The 24,067-nt window shown below is 65.1% G+C and carries 17 protein-coding genes; 7 read left to right on the top strand and 10 right to left on the bottom strand.

The window, feature by feature from the left end; all coding sequences use genetic code 11:
* Positions 1-52 precede the first annotated feature (52 nt).
* From QA645_RS14150 to QA645_RS14130, 5 genes are all read right to left on the bottom strand, one after another.
* A complete protein-coding gene (locus QA645_RS14150) occupies positions 53-3,976 on the bottom strand; it encodes a VCBS domain-containing protein (RefSeq protein WP_283050927.1) in 3,924 nt (1,307 codons plus the stop codon).
* 587 nt (positions 3,977-4,563) lie between these two features.
* Positions 4,564-5,361 carry an enoyl-CoA hydratase/isomerase family protein gene (locus QA645_RS14145; protein ID WP_254132776.1) on the bottom strand — a complete coding sequence of 266 codons (798 nt, stop codon included), beginning with the start codon at positions 5,359-5,361 and terminating at the stop codon, positions 4,564-4,566.
* Between the two features lie 24 nt (positions 5,362-5,385).
* Complete coding sequence (locus QA645_RS14140) at positions 5,386-6,585, bottom strand: aminotransferase class V-fold PLP-dependent enzyme (protein ID WP_283050925.1); 1,200 nt, start codon at positions 6,583-6,585, stop codon at positions 5,386-5,388.
* A 115-nt stretch (positions 6,586-6,700) separates the two neighbouring features.
* A complete protein-coding gene (locus QA645_RS14135; RefSeq protein ID WP_254132778.1) occupies positions 6,701-7,984 on the bottom strand; it encodes an MFS transporter in 1,284 nt (427 codons plus the stop codon).
* Between the two features lie 53 nt (positions 7,985-8,037).
* Positions 8,038-9,240 (bottom strand): alanine--glyoxylate aminotransferase family protein, encoded by a 1,203-nt coding sequence (locus QA645_RS14130; RefSeq protein ID WP_254132779.1) that lies wholly within the window; start codon positions 9,238-9,240, stop codon positions 8,038-8,040.
* 132 nt (positions 9,241-9,372) lie between these two features.
* Between QA645_RS14130 and QA645_RS14125 the strand changes: the two genes are divergently transcribed.
* The 3 genes from QA645_RS14125 to QA645_RS14115 all read left to right on the top strand — a co-directional run bounded on the left by QA645_RS14125 (position 9,373) and on the right by QA645_RS14115 (position 13,611).
* Complete coding sequence (locus tag QA645_RS14125) at positions 9,373-10,110, top strand: GntR family transcriptional regulator (protein ID WP_254194665.1); 738 nt, start codon at positions 9,373-9,375, stop codon at positions 10,108-10,110.
* A gap of 104 nt (positions 10,111-10,214) precedes the next feature.
* Complete coding sequence (locus QA645_RS14120; RefSeq protein WP_283050922.1) at positions 10,215-13,190, top strand: FAD-binding and (Fe-S)-binding domain-containing protein; 2,976 nt, start codon at positions 10,215-10,217, stop codon at positions 13,188-13,190.
* A complete protein-coding gene (locus tag QA645_RS14115) occupies positions 13,183-13,611 on the top strand; it encodes a heme-binding protein (protein WP_283050920.1) in 429 nt (142 codons plus the stop codon). The genes QA645_RS14120 and QA645_RS14115 overlap by 8 nt, the downstream gene beginning before the upstream one ends.
* Before the next feature lie 185 nt (positions 13,612-13,796).
* On the opposite strand, the gene QA645_RS14110 is transcribed toward QA645_RS14115, so the two are convergent.
* Together QA645_RS14110 and QA645_RS14105 are read right to left on the bottom strand one after the other, a co-directional pair.
* Positions 13,797-14,579, bottom strand: a complete 783-nt coding sequence (locus QA645_RS14110; RefSeq protein WP_283050918.1) for an enoyl-CoA hydratase/isomerase family protein — start codon at positions 14,577-14,579, stop codon at positions 13,797-13,799.
* 132 nt (positions 14,580-14,711) lie between these two features.
* Positions 14,712-16,802 (bottom strand): molybdopterin oxidoreductase family protein, encoded by a 2,091-nt coding sequence (locus tag QA645_RS14105; RefSeq protein WP_283050916.1) that lies wholly within the window; start codon positions 16,800-16,802, stop codon positions 14,712-14,714.
* A 252-nt stretch (positions 16,803-17,054) separates the two neighbouring features.
* On the opposite strand from QA645_RS14105, the gene QA645_RS14100 reads away from it, so the two are divergent.
* From QA645_RS14100 to QA645_RS14085, 4 genes are read left to right on the top strand one after another with little or no spacing between them, the layout of a single operon-like run.
* Positions 17,055-18,011, top strand: coding sequence for a tripartite tricarboxylate transporter substrate binding protein (locus QA645_RS14100; protein ID WP_283053187.1), 957 nt, complete (start codon positions 17,055-17,057; stop codon positions 18,009-18,011).
* A gap of 8 nt (positions 18,012-18,019) precedes the next feature.
* A complete protein-coding gene (locus QA645_RS14095) occupies positions 18,020-18,490 on the top strand; it encodes a (2Fe-2S)-binding protein (RefSeq protein WP_283050915.1) in 471 nt (156 codons plus the stop codon).
* Complete coding sequence (locus tag QA645_RS14090) at positions 18,487-20,616, top strand: molybdopterin cofactor-binding domain-containing protein (protein ID WP_283050914.1); 2,130 nt, start codon at positions 18,487-18,489, stop codon at positions 20,614-20,616. The genes QA645_RS14095 and QA645_RS14090 overlap by 4 nt, the downstream gene beginning before the upstream one ends.
* On the top strand, positions 20,613-21,311 hold the full coding sequence (locus QA645_RS14085) for a substrate-binding domain-containing protein (protein ID WP_283050912.1): 699 nt from the start codon (positions 20,613-20,615) through the stop codon (positions 21,309-21,311). Before QA645_RS14090 ends, QA645_RS14085 begins: the two co-directional genes overlap by 4 nt.
* A gap of 9 nt (positions 21,312-21,320) precedes the next feature.
* Here QA645_RS14085 and QA645_RS14080 read toward each other — a convergent pair whose 3' ends face one another.
* From QA645_RS14080 to QA645_RS14070, 3 genes are all read right to left on the bottom strand, one after another.
* Positions 21,321-22,127 carry an SDR family oxidoreductase gene (locus tag QA645_RS14080; protein ID WP_283050910.1) on the bottom strand — a complete coding sequence of 269 codons (807 nt, stop codon included), beginning with the start codon at positions 22,125-22,127 and terminating at the stop codon, positions 21,321-21,323.
* Positions 22,128-22,205: 78 nt separating this feature from the next.
* The gene (locus QA645_RS14075; RefSeq protein WP_283050908.1) at positions 22,206-23,498 is read right to left on the bottom strand and encodes a TRAP transporter large permease; all 1,293 of its coding nucleotides are present in this window, start codon (positions 23,496-23,498) and stop codon (positions 22,206-22,208) included.
* A complete protein-coding gene (locus QA645_RS14070; protein WP_254132799.1) occupies positions 23,489-24,034 on the bottom strand; it encodes a TRAP transporter small permease in 546 nt (181 codons plus the stop codon). The genes QA645_RS14075 and QA645_RS14070 overlap by 10 nt, the downstream gene beginning before the upstream one ends.
* Between the last annotated feature and the right edge of the window lie 33 nt (positions 24,035-24,067).

Raw genomic sequence — 24,067 nt, 5'->3', positions numbered from 1 at the left:
GCGGACCCCTTGCGGAGCCCGCGCCCGGTTCGCAAGGCCGGTGCGGCGACGGCTACACGATCAGGATGTCATGCGGATTGATCACCGCCGCGGCCTGGACTGCGACGATCGCATGCGCCGAGCCTTGCGTCCCGTCCGCGCTGAAATAGAGCGTCTGGTTGGCCGTATCGAAGTGGAATTCGGCCGCGCCGGTGAACGTGTCGTCGGCCGAGCTTTCGAATATCGACGTCACGTCCATGCCAGCCGTCAGGCCGCCGCCGAAGCCGCTCGCCGAGATCGCGATGCGATCGTGCTCGGTGGTGGTGTTGAAGTCGGTGATCTGGCCGGGCGCGGTCGGCGGCTGGAGGAAGGCGAAAGTATCGTTGCCGCTGCCGCCGGTCATGACATGACCGGCCGGCGTTCCGATCAGGACGTCGTTGCCTGCGCCGCCATTCAGAGCCTCGGTCCCGTTGGTGGCGATGAGGATGTCATCGCCGCCGGTCCCGTTCAGCACTGAGGCGCCGGCAGCGTTGTTGATGATGGTCGCGGTTGCAGTGTTGGCCGATGTCGTCATCCCGTCCGAAGCCGTGTAGTCGAACGAACCGCCGGGCGTAGCATCGTCGGTGAAAGACGCCTGACCCAAGGTTGCGCTTGCGCTGCCGCCCGAGCTCGCCGTGATCGCGCCGAGCGCGAGGTGGTCCGTCGTATCGGGGTCGGTGTCGTTCAGGGCCAGCGCCCAACCGGGTATCGCGACGGAGCCTCCGGCACCGACATCCGTGACCACGGTTTCGCCGACCGCGGTCGGCGCGTCATTGGTGCCGTCGAGGGTCACCGTGACATCCTGCGTGGCCGTACCGCCATGACCATCGTCGATCGTGACGAAATAGTCCTGGGTCAGCGTCTGGCCCTGTGCCAGGAACTGGATGTCGGCGTTGTTCACCGTGAAGTGCCAGCCGACCGATCCCGTTCCTCCGGACTCGCTGAGCGGATCGAGCGAGAACGTGCCGAGATAACCACCGCCCGCGGGCGCAAAACTCGCGGTGTGGGTGTCGCCGATCTCGGCATCGGAGAACGAGATCGAGCCTGCGGTGGCCTCGGTTGCCGGACCCGTCGCAGGGCTGACATTGACGGAATCCAGGATCATTCCGTCGCCATCGTCGGCATAGGTGAATTGCAGCGTCGAAGTCGACAGCGTGGGGTCACCGGCGACCTCGAATGCATAATGATGGACGCCCGGCTCGATATTGCTGACCGAAAGCAGCGGCACGACGGCATCGTCCCACGTCACCGTGAGCGGCGTGCCGAACCCTTCGGGATCGCCGATGATGTCGAAGCTGACGAAGTAATGCTGCCCGGGCGTCGTCGCGATCGCCTGAGAGAGTGTCTCCGCGCTGCTGGTCGGGGCAAGCTGTGCCGAGAAGTGTCCGAAGCTGCCGCCTAACTCGTAGTTCAAGACATGGATGTGCGAGCCGCTGGCGGTCCATCCGGTGAGATCGCCGGTCTCGAAATCACCGTTGATGATGGAAGCAGGACCGGCGTCCTCGGTCACCGATCCGCTGGCACTGGCCGCGGTGATGAGGGGATTGTCATCGGCGCCTGTGATGTTGATCGTCAGCGTCGTCGTGGCCTGATGGCCCTGTCCGTCATCGACGGTGTAGCTGAACTGATCGCTGATATGGTCGCCGGAATGGAGCGCATCGACGGCTGCATTGGCGATGTAGCTGAAGGAGCCGTCAGCGTTGAGGACCAGGAAGCCATAGATGCCTGCGACAGGCACGCCGACGTCTCCTGTGCTTCCGTTCACTGCCGTGATCGTCCTCGGCGTCGAGAGATCGACGGGATGACCGGCGTCCGAGACGGAGCCGCTCAAAATCGGACTGCCGGCATCGGTGGCGGCCGTGTCGGTCGCCGCGACCGTGACCGGCGTCAGGACCAGCGGATCGGACGCGCCGTCGATCGTCACGGTCACAGTCTGGGTTGAACTGGTGGTCGCATCCGCGACCGTCACGTCGTACTGGACCGTAAGGGTCTCCCCGACACTGAGGAAGTCGAGGTCGGCATCGGGAATGGCGAAAGTCCAATCGATGCTGCCGATGCCCGTGCCGGTGGAATCGTGCAGCGCAGTCGCGAGTGCTGTCTGGAGGTCGGCGAGGGTGTCTGCCGGCATCGAGCCGGGGTTGGCCGACCACACCGCCGAATCCAGCGCGACGCTGACGGAATGGGCGTCCGACAGATCGACATCATTGAAGCTCAGCGTTCCCGTCGGCACTGGGCTCGTGGTGTCGATGGCACTCGATCCGGTCACGCCGGGCTGCTCGGACAGCGACGCCGATTGCGGCGCGCTGGTGATGACGGGCGCATCGTTGGCGCCGGTGATGACGACGGAGACGGTCTGGGTCGAGCTGGTCGAGCCGTCCGCGACCTTGATGTCGTAGTTCACCGTCAGCGTCTCGTTGGCCGCGAGATAATCGAGATCCTTGTCGGGAATCGCAAAATTCCAGTCGATGCTGCCCGTGCCCGTGCCTGTGGAATCGTGCAGCACCGTCGTCAGCGCCGCCGCAAGATCGGCCTGCGTCGCGGCCGGCGGCGTCGCGCCGGAGGTCGAATCCAGCGTCACGGCCACCGTGTGCGTGTCGCTGGTGTCCTGGTCGGTGAAGGCGAGCGTGCCGGCCGGCGTGGTCGGCGTCGTGTCGGGCGCGGACGAACCCGTGGTGGCGTCCTGCTCGGCCACGGTGGAGGATTCTGGAGCGCTGGTGATGACGACGGGATGATTGACGCCGAGGATGGTGATGGCGACATCCTGCGTGGCGGTGCCGCCGTGACCGTCGTCGACCGTGACGTGATAGACGAGCTTGAGCGTCTCGCCATTGCCAAGGAAGTTGGCCTCGGAATTGGGAAACGCGAAATTCCAGTCGATATCGCCGATCACATGCCCGGTCGAATCGTGGAGCGAGGTGCCGAATGCGGCCAGCAATTGCGCATTGGTCAGCGGGATCGCGCCGCCGCCCGAGCGGGTCGCCGTCACCGTCGTCGAGACAGTATGCGCGTCGGCGAGATCGATGTCGGTAAAGAGCAGGCTGTCATGCGCGGTCAGATTGCCGGTCGGATCGACATGATGATCCTCGACGAGGGCGGCCGATTCCGGACACGACAGGAACGCCGGCTTGTCGTTGGTGCCGATCACGGTGACCGTGACCGTCTGCGTCGAGAGTCCACCGGCGTGATCGTCGAGCTGCACGGTGTAGGTGATGTCGAGATGCTGGCCGGCCGCAAGATAGTCGAAGGCGAGGTCGGGCGCCGAAAAGGTGGTGTTGATGGTGCCGGCGCTCGAGCCGGAATTCTTGATGACATTGTCGACATGATAGAACGCCATCAATTCGGCGTCGCCGAGCGCGCCCGGCAACAGGCCCGCGGTGGCGCCGGATGCGGATACGCCGATCACGGTCGCGGTGTGGCCGGTGTTGGTGAGATCGTCGTCGGTGAAGTTGAGCGCGACGTGGACCGTGTCGGGCGACAACGACAGCGTCTGGTTGGCCTGCTCGCTGACCGTCGCCGTCGTCGTCATGTTGATGACGGGCTTGTCGTCGGTGCCGGTGACGGTGACCTTGACGGTCTGGATCGCGGTGCCGCCGTGATTGTCGGACACCGTGATGTCGTAGGTCAGAACCAGCGTCTGGTTCTTCGCAAGGAAATCGAAATCCTCATCCGCGTCGCTGAAATTCCATTTGAGTTGGCCCGAGCCGTTGGAATCGCTGAGAATCTGCGAATGCATCGCAGTCTGGAAATGCGCCAGGGAGGCCGCCGGAATGATCGTTCCGCTGGACAGCACCGCCGACTGCAGCGTCGCCGACGTGGTGTGGATGTCGGTCTTGTCGCTGTCCTTGAAACTCATCGTGCCTGACAACGTGTGCAACGTCGTGGAATCGGTGGTGTCGGCGAATTCGGTGAAGCTGCCCGTTGCGGATGAGGACGTGAAAACCGGCGTATGATTGGTCATGGAAAAATCCCTGCCTGCGTTTGTCATCAAGGCGCCGCCGCACGAGGGCACGGCGACGCAACTAATCGCGTCCGGGAGATCGGACGTGACTCAACGTTCGGGAAAAAAGGCCTTGGCTTAAGGGTCTTGGCTTAGGGGCTTGGCTTAGGAGCTTGGCGTGTTCGCGATGCCGTGCCTGGCTTCGGGAGGTCAGCAGCAATGAATTTTGGCGCGGCTCGCGTCGTCGAAAGCTAGTTCATTACGTCTACAGTTCAATTTCAGTTCAATGACGTCGGGTTGCAGCAAGGTCGGCCGGAACGCTTCACGCAATTCACGTCACTCAATTTGACTGGACTTGAAATCACTTGCCGGCCGGCCCGTCAAAAATGCGAGACGGCCCCATGCAACCTCTGCGATATTATGCCCGGCCGCATCGCGGCGTCAACGTGAACGCGCAAGAGCGCACGCTTGCAATTGCGGTTCCGGGCAACGGAACCGCTTGACTCATTTGTGACATCGGGAGTTGTGCTGAACGACTGACGATTGACGCCAGAGATCGCCTTGGCTTTTCGTGCCAGTGCAATGGCGCGAAAAGCAAAGTGCCGGCGCTACTTGCCCTTCCAGTTGGGCGTGCGCTTGTTGAGGAAAGCGTCCATGCCCTCACGGAAATCCTCGCTCATATAGGCCTTGAGGATCAGGTCCTCGCCCTGCTCGCGCGACAGCGTGGGGCGAATGCGGCGGACCGCTTCCTTCGTCGTTTCGAGCGTCAGCGGCGCGTGGCTCGCGACGAGCTTTGCCGTCTCGTCAGCGCGGCGCTGCAGGGTCTCGACATCAGGCACGATTTCGGTGAGCAGGCCGAGCGACAGCGCTTCCTGCGCCTCGACCAGCCGCGCCCTGAAGATCAAATCCTTGGTGCGGGCGGGACCCACCAGCGAAACGACGCGGCTGATGTTGGACATCGACAGGCAATTGCCGAGCGTGCGCGCGATCGGGAATCCCATGCGCGTCGTCTCGGTGCCGATGCGCAGATCGCAGCAGGCGGCGATGCCGGCGCCGCCGCCGGTGCAGGCGCCGGCGATGGCCGCGATCACGGGGACGCGGCACTGCTCGAGCGTGCCGAGCACGCGATCGATCCGTGCCTCGTAGTCGAGCGCATCCTGCGCCGTCTTGAACGCGCGGAATTGCGAGATGTCGGTGCCGGAGGCAAACGCCTTGTCGCCGGCGCCGGTGAGGATCAGCGCCTTGATCGAACGGTCGGCGTTGATCTCCAGGCAGATCTCCGCCATGCGGTCATACATGGCGAAGGTCATGGCGTTGCGCGCCTGCGGGCGGTTGAAGGTGATCCGCGCGATGCCGTCCGTGACGGAGTAGAGCAGGTCTTCGTTGGTCGTCGTCGGTGCGTTCATCGCGCTATCACCTTCCAAGTTAGTTCAGGCCACCTGAGCCTTGGTCATCGGCACCGCGTCGCGTCCCTTCAGGACGTCCATGGCCGCCAATACGCCGCCGCTCCGGTGCGGAATCTTTGCAAGATCCAGGCCCATCTCGACGCCGGCGAGCGTGCCCATCAGCATCAGATCGTTGAAATGACCGATATGGCCGATGCGGAACACCTTGCCCTTGACCTTGTTCAGGCCGGTGCCGAGCGACATGTCGAAGTTCTCCAGCACCACCTTGCGGAAGGCATCGGCGTCGTGCCCGTCGGGCACGCGCACGCCGGTCAGCGCCGGCGAATGCGCGGCCGGATCGACGCATTGCGTCTCCAGGCCCCAGACCTTGGCCGCGGCGCGGGTCGCGGCGCTGTGGCGCTTGTGGCGGGACCAGACGTTCTCCAGCCCTTCCTCTTCCAGCATCTTCACCGCTTCACGCAGGCCGTAGAGCAGATTGGTCGCGGGCGTGTAGGGGAAGGTGCCGAGCTTGTTGAAGCCGATCACTTCCTGCCAGTCCCAATAGGAGCGCATGCCGGGGTTGGCCTTCGCCACCGCGAGCGCCTTCTCCGAGACGGCATTGAAGCTGAGGCCCGGCGGCAGCATCAGGCCCTTCTGCGAGCCGGCGACCGACACGTCGATGCCCCAGGCGTCGTGCTCGTATTCCATCGAGCCGAGGCCGGAGATGGTGTCGACCATCAAGAGCGCCGGATGCTTGACGCGGTCGAGCAGCTTGCGCACATCGAGCGGCGGCGTCACGCAGCCGGTCGAGGTCTCGTTGTGAACGACGCAGACCGCCTTGATCGCGTGCTGCTTGTCGGCGACGAGGCGCTTCTCGATCTCGGCGAGGTCGGCGCCATGGCGCCAGTCGCTCGGAATGAAGTCGACGTCGATCTTGAATTTTTCGGCAATGCCGCGCCACAGCACGGCGAACTGGCCGGTCTCGCACATCAGCACCTTGTCGCCGGGGGCGAACACGTTGACCATGGCCGCTTCCCAGGCGCCGGTGCCGGACGAGGGGAAGATGATCACGGGCTGCTTGGTGCGGAATACCCGCTGCATCGAGGCCAGGACCGCGAAACCGAGCTCGGCGAACTCCGGACCGCGATGGTCCAGCGTCGGCATGTCCATTGCCCGCAGCACGCGGTCGGGCACGTTGGTCGGTCCTGGAATCTGGAGAAAATGCCTTCCAGTATGCACGGTCATAGGCGTCCTTCCCGGTCTAGCCTTGTTTTGATGGCCGCCGAATAGCACCATTTGACCGGCTTGTCCCCTCTCCAAAGGGCTGCTCCCATGCATAAGCGGGGCCCCTCCGCCGCCCCTACTCCGCGGCCACCACGTTGCCGGACGGCAGGCGCCCTTCGGCCTCGGTAAACGGCCGTTCCGGGTGCATCAGGAAGGCCGAGACACCGCCGAGCAGCAGCAGCCCCATCGACATCAGGAACGGCAGGTACCAGTTTCCGGTCGCGTCGATCACGAAGCCCGCGACCAGCGGCGAGACGATGGCGGCAAAGGCAGAGCCGGTGTTCATCAACCCCGACGCGGTCCCCGAATATTTCGGGGCGATGTCCATCGGGATCGACCACATCGGGCCGATCACCAGTTCGGCACAGAAAAACCCGGCCGACAGGCACAGCGCCACGATCGTGATGTCGTGGACAAACAGGATCGGGAACAGCGAGAGCAGCGCTCCCGCAAATCCCGCAACGGTGACGCTGAGCCGCGCCAGGCGGACATTGCCGGTGCGATCGAGGATCTTGTCCGAGATCACGCCGCCGACGCTGTCGCCGATCACGCCGGCGAAGAAGACCCCGGAGGCGAACAGCGCCGAGTTCTTGATGTCGAGATTGTAGTTGTTCTTGAAGAACAGCGGCAGCCAGTTGAGATAGAGCCACAGGCACCAGCCGTAGCAGAAATAGGTCAGCGTCACCGGCCACATCCGCCCCAGCAGCGGGCCCCACGGGACGCGCGGCCGCTCGCCGGTCGGGCGCGGCGGCAGCGCGGCAAGCTCGGCTTCCGTGATGGAAGCGTGTTCTTTCGGCTCGTTGCGGAAGTACCAGACCCAGATCACGCCCCAGACCAGGCTGACGAGGCCGAGCACGACGAAGGCGCCGCGCCAGGTCAGCCAGAGGATCAGGAGCGCCACCACCGGCGGCGTCACGGCATTGCCGAGCCGGGCAAAGGAATGGGTCAGGCCTTGCGCAAAGCCGCGGCGATTGGCCGGCGTCCAGTATTGCATCGCGCGCGTCGCGGTCGGGAACGTCGCGCCCTCGCCGAAGCCGAGCGCGAAGCGGGCGACGAACAGCGCCGTCAGCCCGTTGACGAAGCCGGTCGAGATGGTCGCGACCGCCCAGATCATGCCGCACCAGAACAGCGTCTGGCGCGGCCCGAACCGATCCCCGACCCAGCCGCCGATCACCTGGAACAGCAGATAGGGATAGGCGAAGGCCGAGAAGACGAGGCCGAGCTGGGTGTTCGAGAGCGCGAGCTCCTTCTGGATCTCGCTCGCCGCAGTGCCGATGTTCACCCGGTCGACATAGGTGATGAAATACATCGCGCAGAGCATCGCCAGCACGACATGCGTGGCCTTGAACCGAATTCCCATCTCCACCCCTCCTGATCGTTCTTATGATTGGCCTTGCGTGTCCCCGCGCAATTCTAAGTGCCGACCACTTTCAGATGCGGCGATGCATTGCCCTGCGGGCGTTGCTCCAGGAGCTTCATCGCGACGTCGACGCCGCCTGAGCGGTGCGGCACGCCGGCAACCGACAGGCCCATCTCCACGCCTGTGAGCGCGCCGAGCAGCGTCAGCGCATTGCATTCGCCGAGATGGCCGATGCGGAAGACCTTTCCGGCGACCTTCGACAGGCCGGAGCCCAGCGACATATTGTAATTCTCGAGCACGATCTTGCGGAACTGGTCGGCATCATGTCCCGGCGGCATCAGCACCGCGGTCAGCACCGGTGAGAACTCCGACGGCTCCTGGCAAAGCACTTCGAGGCCCCAATGATTGACGGCGGCGCGCGTCGCAGCCGCGAGCCTCTCGTGTCGTGCGAACACGTTGTCGAGCCCCTCTTCGAGCAGCATCGCGATCGCTTCGCGCAGGCCGTAGAGCAGATTGGTCGCCGGCGTGTAGGGGAAGAAGCCGTTGGCGTTGGGCTTGAGCATCTCCTCCCAGTCGAAATAGGAGCGCGGCATCTTGTTGGTCTTCGCCGCCGCGCGCGCCTTCTCCGAGATCGCGTTGAAGCCGAGACCGGGCGGCAGCATAAAGCCCTTCTGCGAGCAGCTGACGCTGACATCGACCTTCCACTCGTCGTGGCGATAGTCGACCGAGCCGAGCGAGGAGATGGTGTCGACCATCAACAGCGCGGGATGCGCGGCGCGGTCGATCGCGGCGCGGATCTCGGCGATGCGGCTGGTGGCACCGGTCGAGGTCTCGTTGTGCACGACCATCACGGCCTTGATCGCGCGCGCCTTGTCTTCGGTGAGTTTTGCTTCGACCACGGCCGGGTCGGCGCCGCGACGCCAGTCGCCGGGCACGAAATCGACCTCGATGCCGAAGCGCCCGGCCATCTGCCGCCACAGCGTGGCGAAATGGCCGGTCTCGACCATCAGCACCTTGTCGCCGGGCGACAGCGTGTTGACGATCGCGGCCTCCCAGGCTCCCGTCCCCGAGGAGGGGAAGATGATGACCGGGCCTTTGGTCTGGAAGATCTTCTGGCTGCCTTCGAGCACGGCGCGGCCGAGCGCGCCGAATTCGGCGCTGCGGTGGTCGATGACCGGCATGTCCATGGCGCGCAGGACGCGCTCGGGGACCGGGCTCGGACCCGGAATTTGAAGGAAATGGCGTCCCTGATGCATGAAAACCTCCCTGGCAACGGATTCTGGCTGGCTCGATCGCCATTTTGCATTCATTTTTTGTCATTTCAATCGAAATTTGGTATTCGATTGTGGACGTCGACGCGGTTAATCGAGCAAACTATTGTGCTGCAAATGAAATCCACGATTCCCGACACCGGGGTCCCGATCGCCCCACCCGCCACGAATGGCGGCGACCGCGAGGCGGCCTCGCTCCATGGCGAGATCCTGCTGCGGCTGCGCGACTACGTCGTGGAAGGCAACATTCCCGACGGCGCCCGCGTTCCCGAGCGGCAGCTCTGCGAGATGCTCGGCATCTCCCGGACACCCCTGCGCGAAGCACTGAAGGTGCTCGCGGCCGAGGGCCTGATCGAGCTGCTGCCCAACCGCGGCGCCCGCATCCGCCAGCTCAGCCAGCGCGACCTGGAGGAGCTGTTCGACGTGATGGCCGGACTCGAGAGTCTGGCCGGGCGCCTTGCCTGCGAGGCGATTACGGACGAGGAAATCACCGCGATCGAGCAGCTGCATTACGAAATGTACGGCCACTATCTGCATCGCGACATGCACGGCTATTTCCAGGCCAACCAGCGCATCCACGAGAGCATCGTCGCAGCCGCGCGCAATGAGACGCTGAAGACCGCTTACGCCAATTTCGCCGGACGCATCCGCCGCGTCCGCTACTCCGCAAACTTCGCCCGCAAGCGGCAGCGCTGGGCGGAGGCGATGCGCGAGCACGAGGCGATCCTGGACGCCCTGCGCCGGCGAGCCGGCAGCGAGCTGAGCGACATCCTGTTTCAGCACCTGCGCAACAAGCGCGTGGCGGCGATCGAACACCTGGCCGAGCCCGAAGCCGACGCACCGGCAGCGCCTTAACAGGCAGCAGGCTTGCTCATTTTGAATTCATAATATATTCGGTCAGAAACAAGAATGAATGCCCGGCTTAGCCAGCAGCCGCGCGGATCGCTCCAGGACCAGGGATGACAAACGCCTCTTCGCTCGAACGGCGCCTGCGCGCGGACATGACCGGCGACGTCCTGTTCGACGGCTTCAGCCGCGGCCGTTACGCCACCGATGCCTCGTTCTACCAGATCGTGCCATCCGGCGTCGTGGTCCCCAAGACCATGGACGAGGCGCTGCGGGCCCTGGCGATCGCCCGGGACGAGGGCGTGAAGGTCACCCCGCGCGGCGGCGGCACCTCCCAATGCGGCCAGACCGTCAATGACGGCCTCGTGGTCGACCTCTCGAAGCACCTCAACCGCATCCTGTCGCTCGACGTCGCGGGCCGGACCTGCGTGGTCGAACCCGGCATCGTGCTGGACGACCTCAACCGCCAGCTCAAGAAACACGGGCTCTGGTTTCCGGTCGACGTCTCCACGGCGTCCCGCGCGACCATCGGCGGCATGGCTGGCAACAATTCCTGCGGCGGCCGCTCGCTGCGCTACGGCACCATGCGCGACAACACCCTGTCGCTGGAGGCTTCGCTCGCCGACGGCACGCTGAGCCGTTTTGGCGAGGTCTCGCGCGATCTCTCCGACCTCGATGCCGGCGACGGCATGCGCGCGCTGTTCCGCGACATGCTCGATCTCGGCGCCCGCGAGGCCGACGAGATCGCGGCGCGCTTTCCCAAGGTGCAGCGCCGCGTCGGTGGCTACAATCTCGATGCGCTGACGCCGCGCAATGCGCGCAACAACATGGCGCATCTCTTGGTCGGCTCGGAAGGCACGCTGGCCTTCACCACCAAGGTCGAGCTGAAGCTGTGGCCCGTCATCCGCAACAAGGCGCTCGGCGTCTGCCATTTCGGCAGCTTCTACGAGGCGATGGATGCGGCCCAGCATCTGGTCAAGCTCAAGCCGATCGCGGTCGAGCTGGTCGACCGCACCATGATCGCGCTCGGCCGCGATATCGCGATGTTCAAGCCGATCATCAATGCCGCGATCAAGGGCGACCCGGACGCCGTGCTGGTCGTCGAGTTCGCCGAGGAAGACCAGGCTGACAACCTCGCACGCCTCAAGCAGCTCGGCGAGCTGATGGGCGATCTCGGCTTCGGTTGGAACAACGACACCCGCAAATGGGGTGGCGTGGTCGAGATATCAGAGCCCGCACTTCAAAGCGGCATCGCCGATTTCCGCGCCGCCGGCCTCAACGTCATGATGTCGATGAAGCAGGAGGGCAAGCCGGTCTCCTTCGTCGAGGATTGCGCCGTGCCGCTGCCGCATCTCGCCGACTACACTCAGCGCCTGAACGAGGTGTTTGCCAGGCACGGCACCAGCGGCACGATGTATGCGCACGCCTCCGAAGGCTGCCTGCATGTGCGCCCCGTGCTGAACCTCAAGCTCGACAAGGACGTCAAGGCGATGCGCGCCATCGCCGAGGAGGCCTTTGCGCTGGTGCGCGAGTACAAGGGCTCGCATTCCGGCGAGCACGGCGACGGCCTGGTGCGCTCCGAATTCCACGAGACCATGTTCGGCGAGCGTCTCGTCGCCGACTTCAGGGAGGTGAAGCACCGCTTCGATCCCGACGGCGTCCTCAATCCCGGCAAGATCGTCGATGCGCCGAAGATGGACGACCGCTCGCTGTTCCGCTTCAAGCCGGACTATCGCGTCGCAGACCTCAAGACGAAGCTCGACTGGTCGGCTTATCCCGGCGCCGGCGGCGGTTTCCAGGGCGCGGTCGAGATGTGCAACAACAACGGCGCCTGTCGCAAGCTCGAGGGCGGCGTGATGTGCCCGTCCTATCGCGCCACGCGCAACGAGAAGGACGTCACGCGCGGGCGCGCCAACACGCTCCGGCTCGCGATCTCCGGCCAGCTCGGCCCCGATGCGCTGGCCTCCGACGAGATGATGGAGACACTGAAGCTTTGCGTCTCCTGCAAGGCCTGCCGCCATGAATGCCCGACCGGCGTCGACATGGCCAAGATGAAGATCGAGGTGCTGGCCGCGCGCGCAACCTCCCACGGCCTGACGCTGCGCGATCGCCTGGTCGGCTACCTCCCGCGTTATGCCGGCCTTGCCTCGCGTTTTGCACCGCTCGCCAATTTGCGTAACCACAGCCCGCTGCTGCGAAAGCTGTTCGAGCGCTTTGCCGGCATCAGCGCACGCCGCGCCCTGCCCGCGTTCCGCAGCGACGTCTTTGTGCCACCCGCAGAAACGGTTGGTCCGGAGACCGGCCGCGAGGTCGTACTGTTCGCCGACACTTTCAATCGTATCTACGAACGCGAAAACCTCGACGCTGCGCTGCGCGTGCTGACGGCCGGTGGCTATCGCGTGCATCTGCCGAAGCCCGCGAGCGGCAACCGGCCGCTGTGCTGCGGCCGCACCTTCCTCTCCGCCGGTCTCGTCGACGAAGCCAGGTCCGAGCTCGATCGTCTCGTCGCCGCCTTCGCGCCCTTTGCCGCGCGCGGCGTGCCGATCGTCGGCCTCGAGCCGAGCTGTCTCCTGACACTGCGCGACGAGCTCGCCTCGCTGCGCAAGGACGACGACGCCAAGGCGGTCGGCGCGCATGCGCTGACCTTCGAGGAATTCCTGATGCGCGAGGCCGAGGCCGGCCGGCTGCAACTGCCGCTCGGCACCGTCGCCGAGAAGGCGATGGTCCACGGCCATTGCCACCAGAAATCCTTCGGCGCGTTCAAGCCGGTCGAGCAGGTGCTGCGGCTCGTCCCGGGCCTTGAGGTCAAGACCATCGAGTCGAGCTGCTGCGGCATGGCGGGCGCTTTTGGTTACGGCGCCGACACCTATGATGCCTCGATCGAGATGGCCGAGCTGTCGCTGCTGCCCGCGGTGCGGACGGCTGATCAGGCCACGCTGGTCGTCGCCGACGGCACCTCCTGCCGCCACCAGATCCACGACGGCGCGCAACGCGAGGCGCTGCACGTCGCCCGCGTGCTGGCGATGAGCCTCGATCGCGCCACAACCAATTCCACTTCAACCGCTGTAAAGGAACCCAGCCATGGCTGATCTCACGCTCGACACCGCCCGCAAAATCCTCGACGCCGCATTCGCGAAGGCGACCGAGCTGAAGCTCAAGCCGCTCGTCGTCACCGTCCTCGACGCCCGCGGCGTGCTCAAGATCGCAGCCGCGCAGGACGGCACCAGCCTGATGCGCGCCGAGATCGCCCACGGCAAGGCCTATGGCGCGCTCGCCATGGGCCTGGGCTCGCGCGCGCTGTTTCAGCGGGCGCAGGAGCAGCCCTATTTCATCGACGCCGTGAACACGATCGCCAAGGGCGCGCTGGTGCCGGTCCCCGGCGGTGTGCTGATCATGGACGGCGCGACACTGCTCGGCGCGGTCGGCATCTCCGGCGACACGTCCGACAATGACGAGGCCTGCGCGGTGGCCGGCATTCAGGCGGCGGGGTTGAAGGCCAACGCGGGGTAGCTCGTCATCCGGGACGCACCACCCGGCGCGCGCCGACAAATGACGTCAGGCGAGAAACCCGATTCTGCCTTGATACAGCTGTTTTGCCCGACGGAGCAAGCAATTTTCGGTAAGACCGAAAATTGTCCAGGCGCTTGAACTCCATCTCTACTGTGCATGGGGTTGTTTTTTCGTTTCTTGCTCCGTCACCGTCCCGTCCAGACCGGCTTCCGCTTCTCGCCGAACGCCTTCAACCCCTCCTTGGCGTCCTCGGTCATTGCGAGCAGTGCGATCTGGCTCTCGGTGTAGGCGATGCTCTCGTCGAACGACATCGAGGCGATGGCACGCATGGCGTATTTGCCGCGGCGGATCGCGGTCGGGGATTTGTCGACGATGCGGCCGATCAGCCAGTCGACCTTGGCGTCGAGCTCGGCTGTCGGCACGACATAGTTGAGCAGGCCCGCGGCTTGCGCGGCATTCGCATCGAACGGCTCGCCGGTGAGCGCCCATTCGTTGACGAGACGTCGCGGCGCGATCTCCTGCAACAGGCTCAGCACCTGCATCGGGAACACGCCGACCTTCACCTCCGGCAGGCCGAAGATGACATGATCGGCCGCCACCGCCATGTCGGTCATGCAAAGCAGGCCCATGCCGCCGGCCATGCAGACGCCGCCGACGCGCGCGATCGCGGGCTTCGTCGCGTTCTGCGACAGGCGCAGCAGATCGGCATAATCGACGTTCGGCCTGGAATGATCCATCGCGAAGGCCGCACCGGAGTTCTGCAGATCGGCGCCGGCGCAAAACGCCTTGTCGCCCGCGCCGGTCAGCACGATGACGCGAACGTCCTTGTCGTCATGGGCATCGCGATAGCCGCGGGTGATACCGGCGATGACATCGCCGTTCAGCGCGTTGCGCTTCTCCGGCCGGTTGATGGTGATCCAGAACGCCTGCCCGCGCTTCTCGGTGATGACGCCTGTGGTGTCGGTCATGACGCAGCTTCCTTGCTTCCGGTTTGCAGCCATTTGCGGCAGCTCGGGCGCGCGGTGCAAGGGCAATTTATCACGCGCTGCGGCTTTAGCGCCTCGACGCAAATTTGCGCGCGATCAGGGCACGAGCGCGGCTCAGGCCGCGGCCGCTTTCCTGATCCAGACCTTGTTGTCGTGGAACGCAGCGCCGCCGATCGGGGCGATCGTATCAGCACCGGTCAGCATGTTGATGCCGCGGCCACCGATGTGATTCTTGTTGGGATGCACGGACTCCGCGATCAGCACGCCGCGCCGCACGCCCTCGAACAGCGCGGCAATCAACGTGGTCTCGCCGCGGGTGTTGCCGAGCGTCACGGCGTCGCCGTCGGCGATATCGAGTGCAGCCGCATCCAGCGGATGGATCATCACGCTCGCCTTCCCCTCGCGCGCCTGCGAGGACGGGGTCTCGTTGAAGGTGGTGTTGAGGAAGCTGCGCGACGGGCTGGTCGCGAGCCGGAACGGATGAGCCTGATCGGTGTGCTCGATCACCGCCCAATGGTCCGGCAGAGAAGGCATCTTGTCGAAATCGCCCATGGTCTGGCCGAACGGCGGATGCGCCCAATCCGCCTTAAAGTGGAACTTCTTGTCGGGATGCGCGAAGCCGTCGAGATAGTGCGAGGTACGGAAGTCCGGCTGCAGATCGCGCCAGATGTCGGCCTCGAGGCCGGCGATGTCGCCGTGGTCGCTGAGCTTCAGCGTCGCGTCGATCAATTCGCGCGGCGTCATCTCGAAGCCCGGATGCTTCGCGCCAAGCCGCGGCGCCAGCGCCTGCAACACCTGGTGGTTGGAGCGGCATTCATCGGGCGGGTCGATCAGCTTGGGGCCGACCGAGATGTGCTGATGCCCGCCGCCGTAATAGAGATCGTCATGCTCCATGAACATGGTCGCGGGCAGCACGATGTCGGCCATCAGCGCCGTCTCGGTCATGAACTGCTCGTGCGCCGCGACGAACAGATCCTCGCGCGCAAAGCCCTGCCGCACCAGCGCCTGCTCCGGTGCGACCGTCATGGGGTTGGTGTTCTGGATCAGCATCGCCTTGACCGGTCCCTTGCCCAGCAGGGCCTCGGCATCGCCGGTGAGGATGCGCCCGATCTGCGACTGGTCGAGCGCACGGACCGTCTTGTCGATCGCATCATGGCCTTCGATGACGGCTTCATTGAAGTGCCATAGCGCATAATTGTTGAAGAAGGCGCCGCCGCCCTCGTACTGCCAGGCACCGGTCACCGCAGGAATGCAGTTCGCCGCATGCATCTGCGTCGCGCCGTTGCGCGACCGCGTAAAACCGTAGCCGAGCCGGAAGAAGGTTCGCTTGGTCTCGCCGACAGCCTTGGCGAAGGCCTCGATCTCCGCCACCGGCACGCCGCAGATCGCAGATGCCCATTCCGGCGTGCGCGTCTGCAGATGCGCCTCGAGCTCGGTGGGGCAGTCAGTGTATTTGTCCATGTAAGCGCGGTCGGCATAGCCGTCGCGGAACAGAACATGCATCACGCCGCAGGCAAACGCGCCGTCGGTGCCGGGCCGCAGCAGGATCTTGATATCCGCCTGCTTCATGGTCTCGTTGTCGTAGATGTCGACGGCTGCGATCTTCGCGCCGCGCTCCTTCCGCGCGCGCGCAGCATGCGTCATCACGTTGACCTGCGTGTTGACGGGGTTGGTGCCCCAGATCACGACGAGATCGGACAGCGCCATCTCGCGCGGATCGACGCCCGCGATCTTGCCGGTGCCGATGGCAAAGCCGATGCGCCCGACATTGGCGCAGATGGTCTGGTAGAAGCGCGAGTATTTTTTCACATGCGTGAGACGGTTGAGGCCGTCGCGCATCACCAGCCCCATCGTGCCGGCGTAGTAGTAGGGCCAGATCGACTCCGCGCCGAACTCGCGCTCGGCCTGATTGAAGCGATCGGCGATCTCGTCGAGCGCCTCGTCCCACGAAATCCGCGCAAACTGGCCGGAGCCCTTTGGCCCGATCCGGCGCATCGGAAACGTCACCCGCTCCGGATGATGGATGCGCTCGGCGTAGCGAGCGACCTTGGCGCAGACCACGCCGGCCGTATAGGTCTGCTTTTTCGAACCGCGAACGCGGCCGATGCTGCGGCCCTCGACCACCTCGATATCGAGCGCACAGGCCGACGGGCAATCGTGCGGACAGGTGGAGTGGCGGATCTCGATCTTGGCGTGCTGGTTCATGACCAATTTGGTAACACCAAAATAAGAGGCAGCCGAGGGCATTTATCCGGCAATGCCCATGCAAAATGCTCAAACCGTGCGCCCGGCCTGTTCCTCCCGCGACCGCGAAATGCCCCGCGGCCACACCGAAAACGGCCCGATATTCCAGCCGAAATCGACTTTGTGAGGCGTCGACAGTCTGCGCCCGCTGCCGCTACAGTGCCCGCCAATAAAAACGAGTTCAGGGAGGTGGGTGTGACGGCCCGACAATTGATGCTGGTGCTGGCCGCCGGCCTGCTCACCGCTTTCTCCGCGACCCCGTCCCTGGCGCAAGGCTACCCCGCGCACGCAGTCCGCATCGTTGTTCCCTTCGGCGCCGGCGGACCGGCGGATGTCGCGGCCCGGCTGATCGGCCAAGTGCTGCAGGAGCGCTTTGGCCAGCCCTTCGTGGTCGAGAACCGCACCGGTGCCGGTGGCGTCATCGGCACGGTCGAGGCCGCGAAGTCGCCGGCCGACGGCTACACGTTGCTGATGATGTCCAACACCCAGACCGCGAATGAATCGTTGCTGACGCCGGAGCAGCGCAAATACGAGTTGATGCGCGACCTCGCGCCGATCGCACCAGTGAACTATTCCGATCTCGTCATCGTGGTGAACCCGCAAGTTCTCGCGAAGACGCTGCAAGAGTTCATCGCGCTCGCCAGGACGCAGCCGGGCAAATTGAACTATGCCTCGTCCGGCCAGGGCACGCCCTACCACATGGCGGGCGAACTGTTCAAAGCGATGGCCGGTATCGAAATCGTCCATGTCCCCTATCGCAACAGCGGCGAGGCGCGCAGCGGCGTGATCGGCGGGCAGGTGCAGATGATGATCGACGCGGTGCCCGCGATGGCGCCGAACATCGGCGAGAACCAGGTCCGCGCACTCGCGACCACCGGCCAACAACGCTCCGCAGTGCTGCCCAATGTGCCGACCGCCGGCGAAGCCGGTGTTCCCGGCTATGAGGCGACGATCTGGCTCGGCCTGATGGCCCCTGTGGGCACGCCAAAACCCGTCATCGACAAGCTCAACGCCGCCGTGAACGCGATGGTGAAGCGGCCCGACATCGTCAAGCTCTGGACCGAACAGGGTGCCGTGCCCATGTCGATGACGCCGGAGGAGTTCGACAAGTTCCTGCGGGGCGACATCGCGAAATGGGCGGATGTCGTCAAGAAGTTCGACAAGTCCTGAGGCAGGTCATGCCCACCATTCAGTTCCAGCTCAACGGCGCGGCAGTGGCAGTGGACGCCGATCCAGATCAAGCGCTGCTCGACGTGCTGCGTAACCGGCTCGGCATCACCAGTCCCCATTTCGGCTGCGGCGCCGGCGAATGCGGCGCCTGCTACGTCCTGGTCGACGACCGCGCGATGGCCTCCTGTGACATGCCGATGTGGTCGGTGGCGGACAAGCAAGTCGTCACACTGGAGGGCCTCGGCACGGCCGAACAACCGCATCCGCTGCAACGCACCTTCATCTCCGAACAGGCGATGCAATGCGGCTATTGCGTCTCGGGGATCCTGATCAGCGCGGCGGCGTTGCTGAAGCGCAATCCGTCACCGACAGAGGCGGAGGTTAGAACGGCGCTCGATCGCAATCTGTGCCGCTGCGGATCGCAGAACCGCATGGTCCGCGCCGTCCTCCGGGCGGCGACGGAGATGGCGACGTCATGAGTGCGCCGGCGCCTACCCCGAAACTGCCGGTCAGCCTCGCCGCCAATCCGAGACTGTCGTCCTGGGTGAAGTTCACCGGCGAAGGCCGTGTCGCGATCTCGCCCGGCAAGGTCGAAATCGGCCAGGGCATCGTCACGGCACTGGCGCAGATCGCAGCCGACGAGCTCGACGTCGAGATCGGCCGCATCGAGATGATCCGCACCTCGACGGCTGCGAGCCCGAATGAGGGTGTCACCTCCGGCAGCCTGTCGATCCAGCAGTCCGGCCGGGCGCTGCGCCACGCCTGCGCCGAGATACGCCAGCGCTTCCTCGCGGCAGCCTCGGAACGTCTCGGCGTCGACGCATCGCTGCTCGGTGTCGAGGACGGCACGATCTCCGGGCCCGGTAATGTCAGAACCAGCTATTGGGAGCTGGCCGGTGACGTCTCGCTGGATCACGATGCGACCGCAGGGGCTTCGGCGAAGACTGCCGCCAAGCGCGCGGTCGCCGGGCATTCGGTCCAGCGCGTCGACATACCCGACAAGGTGTTCGCGCGGCCGCGATTCATCCATGACCACGCGTTGCCGGGGCTGGTCCATGGACGCGTGCTGCGGCCGGACACCGCGGGCGCCAGGCTGACTGCGCTCGACGAAAAAGCCGCGCGCGCTGTGTCCGGGCTCATCGCGATCGTCCGCGACGGTCGCTTTGCGGGCGTCGTCGCCGACAGCGAGATCGCCGCGGAAGCGGCGCTGAAAGCCCTGCGTAAGGGCGCGACATGGACGGCCGGCGAGCCGCTGCCGGATGAAAACGATCTCGCTGGCTTCCTGAGAAGCCAGCCGGTCGAAACGACCGTCATCGACACCAAGGCGGCGGTGACGACAAAGGCTGCACGCACGCTCCGCCGGCAATATACCCGCCCTTACATCGCACACGGCTCCATTGCACCGTCCTGCGCGATGGCGCGATGGGATGGCGAGCGGGTCCATGTCTGGACGCACAGCCAGGGCGTCTATCTGCTCCGCGCCGATCTCGCGATCGTGCTCAAGCTGCCGGCCGAGAACATCGTCGTCGAGCATATGGAGGGCGCGGGCTGCTACGGGCACAATGCCGCCGACGATGTCGCGCTCGATGCCGTGCTGCTGGCGAAAGCTGCCGGCGGCCGTCCCGTACGGGTGCAATGGTCGCGCCACGACGAGATGTCCCATGCACCGTTCGGCGCCGCGATGGCGATCGAGATCGAGGCCGATCTCGATGCGGATAACGAGGTCGTCGGCTGGCGCCATGCGATCTGGAGCAACGGCCACGCGGCGCGGCCCGGGCGTGCGGCGCAGCCTGCCCTGCTCGCCGCATCCGAGATCGCAAGTCCATACCCTCGCATGATCTCGACGAATCCACCGGCCGCCAATGGCGGCGGTGGCGACCGCAACTCCGTTCCGCTCTACGATCTACCGGCCTGGACGATCACGAGTCACCGCCTGCTGACCATGCCGGTGCGCACCTCGGCTCTGCGGACTCTCGGCGCACAGGGCAACGTGTTCGCCATCGAATCCCTGCTCGACGAAATCGCAGCCTTGCGCGGCGAGGACCCGATCGCGTTTCGCCTGCGGCTCCTCCGCGACGAGCGGGCACGCGAGGTCATCTGCGCAGCGGTGCGACGCGCGGCCTGGAAACCCGAGAGGCGATCCGGCATCGGCCATGGCGTCGGCTTTGCCCGCTACAAGAACACCGGCGCCTATTGCGCTGCCATCGCCGAGATCGAAGGTACCGACGACATCCGCGTGAGGCGGCTCACGCTGGTGGTGGACGTCGGTGAGGCCATCAATCCGGACGGCGTCATCAACCAGATCGAGGGCGGCGCGATCCAGGCGACGAGCTGGGTGCTGAAAGAACGCGTCCGGTTCGATCCGTCGCGCATCACATCGACCTCCTGGACGGGCTATCCGATCCTGACCTTCAGCGAGGTGCCCATGGTCGATGTCGAGATCATCCAGCGACCGGAGATCGAGCCCGTCGGCGCCGGCGAAGCCGCGCACGGACCGGTGACGGCGGCGATCGCCAACGCGGTTTCCGATTGCCTCGGCGTGCGCGTGCGCGACCTCCCGATCACACGCGACAAGATCATCGCAGCCATGGAGCTTGCATCGTGACCACAGTCAACATCTTGAGCGGCGGCGCGGCGCAAGGCCTGGTGCGCGGCCTCAGCGAAGCCTTCAAGGCGAAGACCGGCTTCGGCATCGACGGCGAGTTCGGCGCGGTCGGTGTCATGGCGGACAAGCTGCGCGCGAGCACGCCGGCCGATCTCGTGATCCTGACGCAGGCCCTCCTCGCAAAGCTTGCCGCGGAGAAGCTTGTCGTTCCCGCCTCGATCGCCGATGTCGGCCGGGTCGAGACCGCGCTGGCGGTCCGCAGCCGCGATCCCAGGGTGACCGTAAGGACGGAAGCCGATTTGCGCGAGGTCCTGCGCTCCGCCGACGCCATCTACGTTCCCGACACCAAGGCCTCGACCGCGGGCCAACACGTTGCAAAGGTGCTGGATCAGCTCGGCATCGCCTATGAGCTCACGTCGCGCCTGAAGATCTTTCCGAACGGCGCAACGGCGATGCGCGAGCTGGCGACGTCCACTGCGACGCGGCCGATCGGGTGCACGCAGGCGACCGAGATCATCGCGACCGACGGCATCGCGCTGTCGGGTTCGTTGCCGCCGGGCTGCGAGCTAGTGACGATGTACACGGCTGGCGTGACCACACAAGCGGCGCACCCGAACGAAGCGTCCGCGCTGATTGCCCTGCTCACTGGCGCAGATCACAAAGAGCTGCGCCAGCGCGTCGGATTTGCCGGCTAGATGCGAACCTTATGTGTGCAGCTGGGTGAGACCGGTCGGCGGGCCATCGACCCCGGTCCAGCCGCCGTCGACAAAGAGCGTGCTGCCACTGACATAGCTCGCGGCATCGGAGGCGAGATAGGCGACGGCGGTGGCGACCTCGTCGGCGCTGCTCCAGCGGTTGAACACGGTGTGGCCGGCGTAGAGATTGTAGATGTCGGGCCGCTGCTTGAACGGGCTGGTCAGCGCGGTCTCGGCGATGCTCGGCGCGATCGCGTTGACGCGCACGCCGGAGCGGCCGACCTCGGAGGCAAAGCCCTTCACCAGGAGACCGATCGCCGCCTTGGTCGATCCGTAGACGCCAAGGCCGGGCTCGATGGTCACCGCGCGCACTGACGAGCAGGCGATGATGCTGCCGCCCTTTTGCTCGACCATGATGCGGCCAAAGGCTTGGAAGAACCACACCGTGCCCTTGACGTTGAGGTTCAGCACGCGATCGAGATCCTCCTCGGTATAGTCGAGGATGGTCTTGCGGATATTGAGCCCGGGCGTGGTCACGGCGATGTCGAGCCGCGAAAATTTCTGCATCACGGTTTTGGCGAGCGCATTGACGTCGCCAGCGCTCGCGGCGTCGCAGCTAGCTTCTTCCGCCCAGCCGCCCTTGTCGCGGATGCCCGCAGCCGTCGCCTCTGCCGCGTCAAGCGCACGATCGGCGCAGACGACGCGGGCGCCAAGCCCGGCCAGCGCCTCGGCCGACGATTTGCCGATGCCCGATGCGGCGCCGAGCACCACGGCCGTCTTGCCGGTGAGGTCGAAGAGCTTGCGATAGTCAGTCACGGACAGATTCTCCCTGTTGCTGTGACGCAAACTATCGCAAGCGCGGTTCGCCGGCCAATGCCGGCGAACGCACGACAGCTATCCCTTGTATCCCATCAGCAGACGGGGCAGCCACAGCGAGAAGGCCGGGACGTAGGTCACGAACATCAGCGCTGCGATCAGGGCGGCGTAGAACGGCAGGATGGTCCGCATCACCGCGCCCACCGAGATGCCGCCGATGGCGCAACCGACGAACTGCGTGGTGCCGACCGGTGGGGTGTTCAGCCCGAGCGCGCAGTTGATCAGCATCAGCATGCCGAACTGCACCGGATCCATGCCCGCCTTCATCGCGATCGGCAGGAAAATCGGGGTGCAGATCAGGATGGTCGCCGCCATGTCCATGAACGTGCCGAGCACGAACAGGATGATGTTGATCAGCAGGAAGATCATCCAGGGCTGCGAGGAGACCTTGCTCATCAGGTCGCCGGCGAAGTCGGCCACCTCATACAGGCCCATCAGATACTGGAACATGGTGGAGACGCCGATCAGCAGCAGCACCACGCCTGTCGTCTTCACCGCCTTGGCGGCGGCGTGCAGGAAGTTGTTCCAGGTCATGGTCCGGTAGATGAAGAACGTCAGCACGATCGTGTAGGTGACGGCAACAGCGGCAGATTCAGTTGCCGTGAACACGCCGGACAGGATGCCCGTCAGGATGATGCCGACGATCAGGAGGCCCGGCAGAGCGGCCGCGAACGAGCGAAACACCTCGGCCCAGCCGGGAAACTTGCCGGCGGGATAGCCGCGCTTCACTGCGACGGCGTAAGCGGCGACCAGCATGCAGATCATCAGCACCAGCGCCGGCAGGAGGCCGGCCGCGATCAGCGCACCGATCGAGACCTTGCCGCCGGCGGCGAGCGCGTAGATGATCATGTTGTGGCTGGTCGGCATCAACGCGCCGACGAGCGAGGCGTGGGTGGTGACGTTGACGGCGTAGTCGGTGTCGAACCCCTCTTTCTTCATCATCGGGATCATCACCGCGCCCATCGCCGACACGTCGGCCACGGGCGAGCCGGAGACGCCGCCGAACAGCGTGCAGGCGACCACGTTCGACATGCCGAGACCGCCGCGGATGTGGCCGACGAGATTCTTGGCGAGTTGCACGATCTTGTCGGCAACGCCGCCGTGCAGCATCAGCTCACCGCTGAAGACGAAGAACGGGATGGCCAGGAACGAGAAGATGTTCATCCCCGACATCATCTGCTGGAAGATGACGGCGACCGGCAGGCCCTCATAGAGGATGGTGCAGATGGCCGAGAGACCGATCGCAAAGGCGACCGGTACGCCGAGGATCAGGAAGCCAAAGAACGTGGCGCCGAGAATAATCAGTTCCATGAGGGGACGACCTCTTCGCCACGCAGGAGAGCAATGATGTGCTCGATTGAAAAGGAGACGATCAGAATGCCCGAGGCAACCAGCGGCACGTAGCGAACGACCTCAGGGAAGCCGAGATTGGGGATATGCACGGTCCCGACCGAAGCACCGAGGATCCAGCCGTTGTAGACCATCGCCACGCCGAACAGAGCCACAAGGACATGGATGACGAGCTCGACCTTCTCGCGCAGGTGATCCGGAAGCATCACCAGCAGACTGTCCATGCCGATGTGTCCGGCATCGCGAACGCCGACGGCGGCGCCGATCAGCGTGACATACAGGATCAGGACCAGCGCGAGATTTTCAGTCCAGGTCGGACTGGAGTTGAGAACGTAGCGCCCGAACACCTGGTAGAACACGATGGTGACGATGACGAGCAGTCCGGTCACGGACAGGTACATCCCCGCCCGGGCGATGGGCGCATTGATCCGCGACAGCAGACTGGTCGACGGACGTCCCGCCTCCTGCTCGTTGTCTGCGACGTGTGGGTCTGTCATCTCGCCCCTCCTTGTGAGGATCCGGTGTCACCT

Origin of the sequence: Bradyrhizobium sp. CIAT3101, from assembly GCF_029714945.1 — a bacterium.
Lineage (GTDB): Bacteria > Pseudomonadota > Alphaproteobacteria > Rhizobiales > Xanthobacteraceae > Bradyrhizobium.
This window is presented reverse-complemented; position numbering and strand designations above follow the sequence as displayed.